The organism is Halorubrum sp. SD626R, assembly GCF_001261915.1.
In the GTDB taxonomy this organism is placed as follows: domain Archaea; phylum Halobacteriota; class Halobacteria; order Halobacteriales; family Haloferacaceae; genus Halorubrum.
Map to the genome: position 1 here is coordinate 31,805 of NZ_CVRT01000096.1, position 11,455 is coordinate 43,259.

The 11,455-nt window shown below is 71.8% G+C and carries 12 protein-coding genes; 7 read left to right on the forward strand and 5 right to left on the reverse strand.

The window, feature by feature from the left end; translation table 11 throughout:
* Positions 1-9: 9 nt before the first annotated feature.
* Positions 10-435 carry a DUF7518 family protein gene (locus tag SD626R_RS10385; RefSeq protein ID WP_092566296.1) on the reverse strand — a complete coding sequence of 142 codons (426 nt, stop codon included), beginning with the start codon at positions 433-435 and terminating at the stop codon, positions 10-12.
* Between the two features lie 180 nt (positions 436-615).
* Here SD626R_RS10385 and SD626R_RS10390 point away from each other — a divergent pair, with 180 nt between their 5' ends.
* The 4 genes from SD626R_RS10390 to SD626R_RS10405 all read left to right on the forward strand — a co-directional run bounded on the left by SD626R_RS10390 (position 616) and on the right by SD626R_RS10405 (position 4,065).
* On the forward strand, positions 616-1,215 hold the full coding sequence (locus SD626R_RS10390; RefSeq protein WP_092566297.1) for a double zinc ribbon domain-containing protein: 600 nt from the start codon (positions 616-618) through the stop codon (positions 1,213-1,215).
* Between the two features lie 213 nt (positions 1,216-1,428).
* On the forward strand, positions 1,429-1,608 hold the full coding sequence (locus SD626R_RS10395; protein WP_092566298.1) for a ribbon-helix-helix domain-containing protein: 180 nt from the start codon (positions 1,429-1,431) through the stop codon (positions 1,606-1,608).
* Between the two features lie 4 nt (positions 1,609-1,612).
* Positions 1,613-2,830, forward strand: a complete 1,218-nt coding sequence (gene ftsZ / locus SD626R_RS10400) for a cell division protein FtsZ (RefSeq protein WP_092566299.1) — start codon at positions 1,613-1,615, stop codon at positions 2,828-2,830.
* 185 nt (positions 2,831-3,015) lie between these two features.
* A complete protein-coding gene (locus SD626R_RS10405) occupies positions 3,016-4,065 on the forward strand; it encodes a zinc-dependent alcohol dehydrogenase (protein ID WP_092566300.1) in 1,050 nt (349 codons plus the stop codon).
* A gap of 13 nt (positions 4,066-4,078) precedes the next feature.
* Here the strand turns inward: SD626R_RS10405 and SD626R_RS10410 are convergent, their stop codons facing one another.
* From SD626R_RS10410 to SD626R_RS10420, 3 genes are all read right to left on the reverse strand, one after another.
* Positions 4,079-4,849 (reverse strand): CDP-alcohol phosphatidyltransferase family protein, encoded by a 771-nt coding sequence (locus SD626R_RS10410; RefSeq protein WP_092566301.1) that lies wholly within the window; start codon positions 4,847-4,849, stop codon positions 4,079-4,081.
* A 161-nt stretch (positions 4,850-5,010) separates the two neighbouring features.
* Entirely contained in the window at positions 5,011-5,394 is a 384-nt protein-coding gene (locus SD626R_RS10415; protein ID WP_092566302.1) for a DUF7475 family protein, read from the reverse strand.
* Between the two features lie 63 nt (positions 5,395-5,457).
* A complete protein-coding gene (locus tag SD626R_RS10420) occupies positions 5,458-7,479 on the reverse strand; it encodes an aldo/keto reductase (RefSeq protein WP_092566303.1) in 2,022 nt (673 codons plus the stop codon).
* A gap of 103 nt (positions 7,480-7,582) precedes the next feature.
* On the opposite strand from SD626R_RS10420, the gene SD626R_RS10425 reads away from it, so the two are divergent.
* Genes SD626R_RS10425 through SD626R_RS10435 form a run of 3 tightly spaced genes read left to right on the forward strand, consistent with a single transcriptional unit; the run spans position 7,583 to position 10,052 of the window.
* Entirely contained in the window at positions 7,583-7,960 is a 378-nt protein-coding gene (locus SD626R_RS10425) for a 6-pyruvoyl trahydropterin synthase family protein (protein WP_092566304.1), read from the forward strand.
* Entirely contained in the window at positions 7,957-9,048 is a 1,092-nt protein-coding gene (locus tag SD626R_RS10430) for a glycosyltransferase family 4 protein (RefSeq protein ID WP_092566305.1), read from the forward strand. Before SD626R_RS10425 ends, SD626R_RS10430 begins: the two co-directional genes overlap by 4 nt.
* Positions 9,045-10,052, forward strand: coding sequence for a hypothetical protein (locus SD626R_RS10435; protein WP_092566306.1), 1,008 nt, complete (start codon positions 9,045-9,047; stop codon positions 10,050-10,052). The genes SD626R_RS10430 and SD626R_RS10435 overlap by 4 nt, the downstream gene beginning before the upstream one ends.
* A 10-nt stretch (positions 10,053-10,062) precedes the next feature.
* On the opposite strand, the gene SD626R_RS10440 is transcribed toward SD626R_RS10435, so the two are convergent.
* The gene (locus SD626R_RS10440; protein WP_092566307.1) at positions 10,063-11,046 is read right to left on the reverse strand and encodes a tRNA 2-thiolation protein NcsA; all 984 of its coding nucleotides are present in this window, start codon (positions 11,044-11,046) and stop codon (positions 10,063-10,065) included.
* Between the last annotated feature and the right edge of the window lie 409 nt (positions 11,047-11,455).

Genomic DNA, 11,455 nt, shown 5'->3' on the forward strand with positions numbered 1-11,455 from the left:
GGAGGAGGACTACGCGACGATGATGTCGCTGTCCGACTCCTCGTCGTCGCCCGCTGCCTCGGACTCCCCGGTCTCGGCGTCCGGCGTCGTCGCCTCCTGCTCGGGGACGACCATGTCGCCGCCCTCGGCGTCGGCGCCCGTGCCCGCGGCCTCGTCGGCGCTTTCATCGCCGCCCGTCCGCTCGACGACCTCGACGTGATCGTCGGAGTGGGTCCGCGTCTCGCCGCCGGACGCGTCTGCCGTCTCGGCCGGCTGCTCCGCGGCCTCGGCGGTCCCCGCGTCCTCGCCCGCGGCGTCCGCCCGTACGGACACCTCTTGTGCGTCCTCGACCTGTCGGACGCGCTCTTTCATCTCGACGAGCTCCTCCGTGAGCCCGTTGACCGCCGCCTGCAGCTCCGCGACCTGTCGTTCGAGGTCCTCCACGCGGTTACTCATATACACACGTATGCCCACGCGGGCCGTATAAATCTGCGTCAGACACACGTGTGACCGTGTGGCACGATACTCGTCGAACGCGGCGGCGCGACGCGCTCGTTTCGGGGGAGAGAACCGCCGCGCCGCCATCGTCCGATATCGGGGGGAAGATACTTGTAGTGCGGTCGATATGGCGTCCGTATGAGCAAGATCACCTTCCGGGCCGACGACGCCCTCGTCGAGCGGCTGGAAGCGTGTGACGCCTCCAAGAGCGAGGTGATGCGGGAGGCGCTCCGCGCGCACCTCGACGATGCCGAGGCGGGGCCGACCGCCGGCGACGCGGGCCGGGACGCCGCCGACGACACGGTCGACGCCGCGCTCGCCGACCGCGTCGACGACCTCATCGCCGGGCGGCTCGACGCCGCGTTGGACGACCGGCTCGGCGGGCGGCGCGGTCCGTCCGACGCGGCGTATGCGCGCGAAAACCCGGCCGAGATCAACGTGAACGTGTCTCTCGACGCTCCTGACGCCGATTCTGACGACGCGCGTGTGACACGTGAGACGTCGGCCGACGCCGAGGCGGAGCCGCGTAAGACGCCGCCGGGCGTGGGCGCGGACGAAAGCGTCTGCGGCGGCTGCGGCGAGAACGTCCCGGAAGACCACGTCTACTGCCCGAACTGCGGCGAAAAGCAGTCTCACAGGGCGTTCTGCGAATGCGGCGACGAGCTGCGCACCGACTGGGCGTTCTGCCCCGGTTGCGGCCGTCGGACGCCCGCTGCGGACGTGTTAAACGACAGATAACGCGTCGTTGGGGTGTAAGCGGCCGGAATTGCGGCGTTTCGGGTTGTGTCTTACACTCGCCGATAGTTTTATAATGGTAGCCTCGGTGATTCGAACTGCGTAAGACGGTCGTCTTACAGCTGCCGTCCGCGGCGGGGATGACTCCGCCGACGGGCGACCGGCCGCTGTAAGACACACGCGTCGCGTGTTCGCCGTCTTACCGGGGGAATACCAATGGAGCGTGTGACACTACGAATCCCGAAACAGCAGATCGACGAGGTCGAACAGATGGTCGAGACGGGCGAGTTCCCGAACCGGAGCGAGGCGATCCGGTCGGCCGTCCGCGACATGTTGAACGAACAGGACGGCGAGCACGACGAGCGCGGCCGCAACCGCAACTGGGCGAAGGTGTAAACTGATGCAAGATCTCGTTCAGGACGCCCTCGACAACGCGGAGGCGGAGAAGCGCGACATGGACTCCGTCGACATGGAGGACGACGAGTTCGGGGACCCCCGAATCGTCATCGTCGGCGCCGGCGGCGCCGGCAACAACACGATCAACCGACTGTACAACATCGGCGTCGACGGCGCCGACACCGTCGCGGTCAACACGGACAAACAACACCTCAAGATGATCGAGGCCGACACCAAGATCCTCGTGGGCAAGTCGCTCACGCAGGGGCTCGGCGCCGGCGGCGACCCAAAGATGGGCGAGCGCGCCACGGAGATGGCGCAGGGCACGATCAAGGAGGTGCTCGGCGACGCCGACCTCGTCTTCGTCACCGCCGGGATGGGCGGCGGCACCGGCACGGGCGCGGCGCCGGTCATCTCGAAGATCGCCAAAGAGCAGGGCGCCATCGTCGTCGGGATGGTCTCGACGCCGTTCAACGTCGAGCGCGCCCGCACGGTGAAGGCCGAAGAGGGGCTGGAGACGCTCCGCAACGAGGCCGACTCGATCATCGTCCTCGACAACAACCGGCTGCTCGACTACGTGCCGAACCTGCCGATCGGGAAGGCGTTCTCCGTGATGGACCAGATCATCGCGGAGACGGTCAAGGGGATCTCCGAGACGATCACCCAGCCGAGCCTCATCAACTTGGACTACGCCGACATGTCCACGATCATGAACCAGGGCGGCGTGGCGGTCATGCTCGTCGGCGAGACCCAGGACAAGAACAAGACCCAGGAAGTGGTCAACGACGCGATGAACCACCCGCTCTTGGACGTCGACTACCGCGGCGCCTCCGGCGGGCTCGTCCACATCACGGGCGGCCCGGACCTCACGCTGAAGGAGGCCGAGGGGATCGCGAACAACATCACCGAGCGGCTGGAGGCGAACGCCAACGTGATCTGGGGCGCCCGCATCCAGGAGGAGTACAAGGGGAAGGTCCGCGTCATGGCGATCATGACGGGCGTCCAGAGCGCGCAGGTGCTCGGCCCGTCGACGCAGAAACAGGCCGACAAGTCCCGCGCCGCGGCCGGCGCCGAGGACCTCGGCGACTCGCGCTCGCGGGCCGCCGAGACGAACGGCACCGCCGGCGCGACGGCCTCCCGGGGCGCCGACGGCGGCGCCTGGGAGTCCGACGGCGGCACCGAGCCGACCGAGAAGAACAACGGCCTCGACGTCATCCGCTAGGCGTCGCCAGCCGACGACCCGCTTTCGACTCCGTTTTCTTCGTCGGTTCCGACTCCAACCCGCCGGACGGCGCGAGGACTTAACATCGCACGGTCCGTGGGGACGTACGTGTCACGCCACCAGCCGAGCCGAGGCCCGCGGCGTCGCTCGGACGTCGACCGGGACGGGACCGCGCGCGCCATGGGATGACCGACGCCGCGCTCTACTTCACCGGACCGGAGACCGTCGAGGTTCGGGAGACGTCGGTCGGTCCGCCGGACGCCGACGAGCTCCTCGTCGAGGCCCGCGCGTCGGCGATAAGCGCGGGGACGGAGCTGCTCGTGTACCGCGACCAGACGCCGACCGACCTCCCGGCCGACGAGACGCTCGACGCGCTCGACGGCGACCTCTCGTACCCGCTCCGGTACGGGTACGCCGCGAGCGGCGTCGTCCGCGAGGTCGGCGACGACGTCGACCCGGCGTGGGTCGGCCGGTCGGTGTTCGCGTTCGTCCCCCACCAGACGCGCTTCCGCGCGACCCCCGACTCGGTGGTCGCGCTCCCGCCGGAGACGACGCCGGCGGCGGGCTCGCTGCTTCCGTCCGTCGAGACCGCGACGAACGTCGTCCTCGACGCCGCGCCCCGGCTCGGGGAGCGGGTCGTGGTGTTCGGCGCCGGCGTGATCGGCCTCTGTGTCACCCGGCTGCTGGCCGCGTTCCCGCTGGAGTCGCTCGTCGTGGTCGACCCGATCGAACGGCGCCGCGCCCTCGCCGAACGGCTCGGTGCCGACCGAACGACGACGCCGGCCGAACTCGGCGAGTGCGACGCGGTCGGGACGGCCGACGGCGACTTTGACCCCGGCCTCGATCCCGACTCCGCCGTCGACGGCGCCGACCTCGCGATCGAGCTCTCCGGCCAGCCGAGCGCGCTCGACGACGCCATCGGCGTCGTCGGCTACGACGGGCGGATCGTCGTCGGCTCGTGGTACGGGACCAAGCGCGCGCCGATCGACCTCGGCGGGCGGTTCCACCGCGACCGCATCGACATCGTCTCCAGTCAGGTGTCGACGATCAGCCCCGAGCTCCGCGGGCGCTGGGACCGCGACCGGCGCATGGACGCCGCGCTCGACCGGCTGGAGCGGATCCCCGCCGACGAGCTGATCACCCACCGGATCCCCTTCGAGCGCGCGTCGGAGGCGTACGAGCTGCTCGATTCGGAGCCCGACGCGGCGGTACAAGTGATCTTCGAGTACTCGTGATCGTTCCCTGCGATCACCGGCGATCGGAGAGCCGACCGGTGACGACGAGGTAGTCACGCGTAAACACCGCCAGCGACGGCGCGAGGACGACGGGCGCGAGCGCCCACACCAGCTCCGTCGGCGTCGGCGGGAGGAGCGCGACCGTCACGAAGACCATCTGCACGCCCGCGAGGTACCTGCTGAGGTCGCCGTCGGGGAGGTCGCCGACGGGGAGCCCGCGGACGCGCCGCAGCCACACCGCCCCGCGGAAGACGTACCGCGCGGCGGAGATCGAGAGGTACCAGGCCGGGAGCAGTCCCCACAGCACCGCCACCAGCGGCGCGGCGACGAACCCGAACGTGTCGAACGCCATGTCGAGCCGGCGCCCGATCTCCGTCTCCCGGCCGACCGTCCGGGCGACGGCCCCGTCGAGGTTGTCGAGAGCGACGCCGGCGCCGTAACACAGCGCCGGCCCCCATGCGAGCGACGTGCTAGGGGGGACGACGACGAACCCGGCGACGACGGCGTACAGCGCTCCCCGCGCGAGCGTGACCGCGTTCGCCAGCCCGAGCAGCCGCCGCCAGAACCCGTCGGCGAGTCCCCCCGGGTCGAGCCCGTAGCCGGCGTACCAGAGCTGCCCGGCCCAGCAGACGCCGGCGACGACGGCCGGCGAGAGCCCCCACCGGACCATGGCGTCCGCGGGGAACAGCCGGAACAGGAGGACGGCGAGCGCGCCCGCGGCGACGAGCGGCAGCCCGATCCCGACCCCGACGTGGACGGACCGCCGCTGGGGGGCCTCGGCCATCTACCCGTCACCCCTCGTCACCCGCACGGCGACGTTTACGCCGGTGTCGCGTGCGTTTACGCCGCGATCGAACGCGTTTGCCCCGCGATCGAACCCGTCCGCGTCGCCTCCGACCGGCGCGGCGGGCGAGCGTCGCGCTCGACGGTCCGGGGTCGGCACGGCTACCGCCGCAGGAGGGCGACCAGCACGGCGATCAACACGACCTGTGCGACCTTGTCCACGGCGCCGAACGTCCCGACGTCGGCCGGGAACGACTTCGCCCCGCCGGCGAAGTTGACGACGTACCACAGGACGATCTGGACGACCGTGAAGGCGATCCCGACGGCGTACACCGCGCGCCGACGGTAGTCGATCACGAGGAGGACGACGCCGCCGACGAAGCCGAGCCCCGCGAGGACGAAGCTGATCCCCAGCGGGGAGGGAGCGAACCTGGCGCCGAGGACGAGGTGGACGGCGGCGGTGACCAGGGCCGCAACGATCCCCACCCAGTGGAGGGCGTTCAGCGAGCCGACGTCGACCGCGGGCTGCGTCTCGGTCGTTGCCATACCACACACATAGGCTTCAGTCACATAGGAATACCGACCGATCGGCCGGGGGACTCCGGCGCCCTACCGCTCGAAGTCGGGATCGCGCAGGGCGTCGACGCGCGCGATTTCCTCCGCGGTCAGCCGCACGGCCCCGGCGGCCAGATTCGAGACGACGTGCGACTCGGTCGTGCTGGACGGGATCGGGACGACCCCTCGGGCGGCGTTCCAAGCGATCACGACCTCGGCTGGCGAGAGCCCCCGATCCGCCCCGATCGCGTTCAGGGCGGGCTCGTCGAGGAGGCCGGGCGCCGAGAGCGGCGAGTGCGCGACGACCCGGATCCCGCGCTCGTGACAGGACGCGACGAGGTCGTTCCTGGGTCGGTACGGGTGGCGTTCCACCTGCACCAGGGCCGGGTCGACGTCGCCCGTCTCCAGCACCGTTTCGAGCTGCGCCCGCGAGACATTACAGACCCCGAGCGTCCGGGCCCATCCCTTCTCGTAAACGGCCTCCAGGTTCGCCCACGCCGTCGCGAGCGACACGTCCGCGGTCGCGAGGTCGCCGTCCGCGTCCTCGGGGAAGGTGAGCGCCTCCTGCCGCTCCACCGGTTTCTCTGCGAGCCGGCGCAGCTCGCCCCGGTGTTCGAGCGCCGAGGGCCAGTGGAGCGCGTAGCAGTCGAAGGCGTCGATCCCGAGTTCCTCGCGGCTGCCGGCGCAGGCAGCGAGCAGGTGCTCGCGTCGGTGGTTCGTGCGCCACGCCTTCCCGAGGAGGAACAGGCGCTCGCGGTCGGGCGCCCCCGGCGCGGCGAGCAGCTCCCCGATCCGGTGCTCGTTGCCGTACAGCTCGGCGGAGTCGAGGAGGCGGTAGCCGGCGTCGAGCGCGGTCGCGATCGAGTCGTCGCGCTCGACGTACTCGCCGTCGCGGTAGCGCGAGCAACCGAAGCCGACCGACGGGAGCCGGATCGCGGCCGCGCCCGGCGTCCTCCCGGCCCCCTCGCCCGGCGTCGCTCCGTCTCTCCCGGTCGTATTACGCTCGTCAGACGCCGCCGGCCGCACCACCGGCGCCGGGGGCGAGTCGGCGGTCGCCCCGCAGTCGTCGACGGGAGCCGGACCGCCGCCCTCGGCGGCCGCCTCGATCGCGTTGCAGACGGCGACGACGTGGGCGCCCCGGCGTCCCCCGGCTCGCGAGGGGGACCCCGACTCGACCGACGCGGCGAGGCGCTCCACGGCGTCGACGTAGGCGTAGGGCTCCTCGGGTGACGCCGGCGGCGCGCTCACGTACTCTCGGCCGACGCGGCCGAACCGGACGCTGTCGCGGTCGGTCGCCGTCGCGCCCGCGTCCGCCAGGTACAGCGAGCCGTCGTCGCCGTGGAGCTCCAGCCCGTAGAACTCCCGGCTCCGGTGGGGCGCGTAGAAGCTGGCCGTGAGCCTGACGGTCGGCCCCGCCGCGAACGCCACCGTCGCCTCGACGTGGCTCGGCGTCGACGGCCGCCGATTCTCGCGCTCGGGCCAGACGTCCAGGACGTCGGCGACGCGGACGCGCTCGACCGGGCCGAACCACGCGACCAGCAGCGCGAGCGGGTAGACGGCGCCGTCGTACAGCGGCCCGATTTCGAGAAAGGAGTCGGGGCGGTCGTGCCAGTCCGTCACGCGACCGACGTGGGCGTGCGCGTATCCCACTCCTACCGGGCCGAGCCGGCCGTCCGCGAGGAGTCGGCCCGCGCGGCGCTGCGAGGGCGCCTGCGGCGTCCCGGGCGCGCAGCCGAGCGCGAGGCCGCGGTCGCGGGCGAGCGCCACCAGCGCTCGCGCCTCGTCGGCGTCGAGCGCGAGCGGCTTCTGCGAGTAGACGTGGCGGTCGGCCTCCAGCGCGGCCCGCGTCACCGGCGCGTGGGCGGCGTGGCTCGTCAGGTTCACCACGAGCGGCGCGTCGACCGCGGCGAGCGCCGCCTCCAGGTCGGTGAACGACGGGCAACCGTGGTCCGCGGCGAGCGCCGCGGCGCGGTCCCCGTCGAGGTCGACGACGCCGGCGAGCGACAGCGAACTCTCCGACAGCCCGGCGGCGTACTCCGGCGCGATCGACCCGGCCCCGACGAACAGGCAGTTCACGGTCGTACCGAGGCGGGGAGACGTATAGGTGTCCCGCCGAGCGCCGGACGGCGCGACCGCGACGCCCTCCGGATTTAGGTGCGTCGCGCCCGTGGATCGGTCCATGTACGCGACGACGGTGCTGACGGAGTTCGTGGCCCAGCACTACCTCACGGTCCCCGACCCGGGGCCCGAGGGGGTCCCGCACTCCCACCACTTCGAGGTGGAGCTGACGTTCCGCGGCCCCGAGCTGAACGCCCACGACTACCTCGTCGACATCGACGACGCCGAGGCGGCGCTCGCCGACCTCGCCGACCGCTACCGGGACGAACTGCTGAACGACCTCCCGGAGTTCGAGGGGCACAACCCCAGCGTCGAGCGCTTCGCCCGCGTGATCTTCGAGCGCGTGACCGACGCCGTGACCGACGACACCGTGGCCGAACTGGCCGTGACCGTCTGGGAGGACGAGACGGCCGCCGCGACGTACGACGCGCCGGTATGAGGGTCGGCCTCGCGCTGTACGGGAGCCTCGACGAGCGGTCGGGGGGGTTCCGCTACGACCGGAAGCTGGTCGAGGGACTCCGCCGGGCCGGCGACGCCGTGGAGGTCGTCGAACTCCCGTGGCGATCGTATCCGCGCGGGCTGCTCGACAACGCCAGTCCTGCGCTCCGCGACCGGCTCCGCGTCGACGTCGACGTGATGCTCCAGGACGAGCTCGCGCACCCCTCGCTGTGTCTCGCCAACCGCGACCTGCCGTACCCGATCGTGAGCGTCGTCCACCACCTGCGCGCGAGCGAGCCCCGGCGACTCTCCCCGCTGTACCGCGCCGTCGAGCGCCGGTACCTCGCGACCGTCGACGGCGTCGTCTGCAACAGCGCGGCGACCCGCGACGCGGTCGCGGCGCTCGGTGTCGACTCCGTTTCGACCGTCGTCGCCCCGCCCGCCGGCGACCGGTTCGACCCCGCGATCGACGACGCCGAAGTCGGGAAACGGGCGACGGAGCGTCCCCTCCGGGTCGCCTTCGTCGGCAACGTCGAGCCGCGGAAGGGGCTGGACACGCTCGTCGAGGGGGTGGCGCTGGCCGACGCCCCCGTCGACCTCACCGTCGTCGGTCGAGCCGTCGACGAGGGCCACGTTGCCGACGTCGAGCGACTGGTCAGTGAGCGCGGGCTCGGCGACCGCGTGCGATTCGCCGGCCGGCTGTCGGACGCCGCGCTGGCCGACGTCCTCCGCGAAAGCCACGTCCTCGCGGTCCCCTCCCGATACGAGGGGTTCGGAATCGTCTACCTGGAGGGGATGAGCTTCGGCCTCCCCGCGATCGCCTCGCGCGCCGGCGGCGCGACGGAGACCGTCACGGACGGCGAGACGGGCGCCCTCGTCGACCCGGACGACCCGGGGGCCGTCGCCAGCGCGCTCGACGAGTTCGCGGCCGACCCCGATCGGCTCGCCGAGATGGGCCGCGCCGCCAGGCGCCGGTACGAGCGCCACCCGGACTGGGCGGAGTCGACCGCGCGCGTCCGCCGGCTGCTCGCCGAGGTCGCCGGCGTCGACGACGCCCCCGACGCGGCCGACCCGGAGGTGGCGACGTGAGGGACGGTCACGCCGGGTCCGGCGAAGACCCGTCCGCCGGCGACGCTATCGCCGCCGACACCGCCGCGTTCCGGTGGTACCTCCGGGCGAAGCGATCCGTCGACGACCGGGCGATCGACCGGCGGCTCCTCGGAATCTTCCGCGAGCGATTGGCGGAGCGCACCGCATCGACGCCGGGACCGCTCCGCGTGCTGGAGGCCGGGGCCGGGATTGGGACCATGGTCGCCCGGCTGATCGACTGGGAGGTGCTCCCGCCGGGCGAGACGCGGTACGTCGCCGTCGACCGCGACGCGGGGGCGCTCGCCGGGGCCGAGCCGTTCCTCCGTGAGTGGGCGGCGAGTAGGGGGGAACCGGCGTCCGTCGACGACTCCGACGGTGACGCGTTCGTCGTCGAAACCGACGCGCGCACCGTCGCGGTCGAGCCGGTCGCCGCCGACGCGGTCGCGTTCGCGGGGGAGCGGTCGGGGGAGTTCGACGCCCTGATCGGGATGGCGCTGCTCGACGTGCTCGATTTGGACGGGCTCGACGCCCTGCTCGGCGCGCTCGCGCCCGGCGGGACGTACTACTTCCCGATCGCGTTCGACGGCGGGACGCGCTTTCGCCCATCACACCCCGACGACCGGGCGATCGAGCGGCTCTACCACCGGCACATGGACGAGAAGCCGGGTGGGAACAGCCGCGCCGGCGGCGCCGCGCTCGCGCGGTTGCGAGAGGCGGACGGCTCGACGCTCCTCGGGGCCGCCGGCTCCGACTGGGTCGTGCGTCCGATCGACGGGGAAGACGGCTACCCGGGCGACGAGTCGTTCTTCCTCCGGCACATCCTCGACACCGTCGAGGAGGCGGTCGGCGAGGTGCTCGCGGCGGACGGGGAAACGAGGAGCTCTATCTCGGCCGCCGACTTCGACGACTGGCTCGAAAGCCGCCGCAAACAGGTCGAGGCCGGTGAGCTCGTTTACCTCACCCACCAGCTCGACCTGCTCGGGGGGGTCGACGGCGACGCGTGAGTCGAGCCGATCAGGTCGCCGCCTCGATCGAGTCGAGCAAGCGGCACTTCCGGCAGACGTCGCGGCTCGTCTTCGAGCCGCAGCGCTCGCAGTCGCCGAGGTCGGGCGAGTCGGCGGCGGCGTCGCCGCCCTCGCGGTACGCCTCGGCGGCGAGCGCGGACAGCTCCTCGTAGCCGGCCATGATCGAGTGGCGGGCGCCGGGGTGGTTCGCCTCCAACTCGTGGATCGTCGACTGGATCTCTCCGCGGTACGCCTCCGAGGAGTGGGGGCACTCGGCCATGTGCGTCGGGAGGTCGCGGACGTGACAGTAGAGGGCGATCTCCTTCTCGGGCACGTCGCGGAGCGGCTTGGCGCGCGGGACGAACGCGTCGGTCCCCTCGCGCTCGTCGAAGGGGCCGAGCGAGGCGTCGAAGTGTTTCGCCACTTGGCGCACGTCGCCTTCGAGGAAGTTCATCATCGCCGTCTGGGCCTCGTCGTCGAGGTTGTGGCCGGTGAGCAGCTTGTCGGCGTCGAACTCGGCGGCGTACTCCTCTAAGAGGTCGCGCCGGAACACGCCGCAGTACGCGCAGGCGGCCATGTTCTCCGGGTCGCTCTCGACGACGTCGTCCATCCGCACGTCGAACTCCTCCTCGTAGGAGACGACCTCGTGGCGGAGCGAGAGGTCCGCGGCGAGTTCGACGCAGGCGTCGAGGCTCTCGTCGCGGTACCCCTCGATCCCCTCGTGGATCGTCAGGGCGAGCATCTCGACGCGGGGGTCTTTCCCGAACACGTCGTCTAAGATCCGCGTCAGCGCGACGCTGTCCTTCCCGCCCGAGAGCCCGATCACCCAGCGGTCGGGGTCGTCGGGGGTCGCCTCCGGATCGAGGAGGGCGTCCTCGCGGACCCGGCGTTTCACGCGCTTCTCGACCGACCGGCGGAGGTGGTGACCGCAGAGGTGCGCCCCGGAGTAGGCGGCGTGGTGGACGGCGTCGGCCCCGCACTTGTCGCACTCCATCGGTGTCGGGTTGCGGACGCGCGCGGATACCCGTTTCGGGCCGCATACGTGAGGGGAGTGTCGGAGGCGGGTGGAAGCGACGCCGATTCGAACGCTCCCGAGGTGACGACCAGTTATAAATAGACAGTTGCTGGCGGATCGACGGTAAACGCGGTGGAAGCCCCAGCCGCTCAGTTATAAACACCTCACGACGGATCGGCTGAAAACGCCTCCAAAGCCCCAGCCGTGAGTGCTCGCGCACCTCGCTGCGGTCCTCCGTCGCTCGCGTTGCTCGCTCCCTGCGGTCCTTACGTCGGTGTGCTTCGCCCTCACGGCTGCCCCTTTGAGTCCCACCCCACACCGCACAGCGACCGCACCTCACGCCTCCCCAGCCTCGTCGGTCGTCCTCCGCGTTGCTCCGGACGACCGA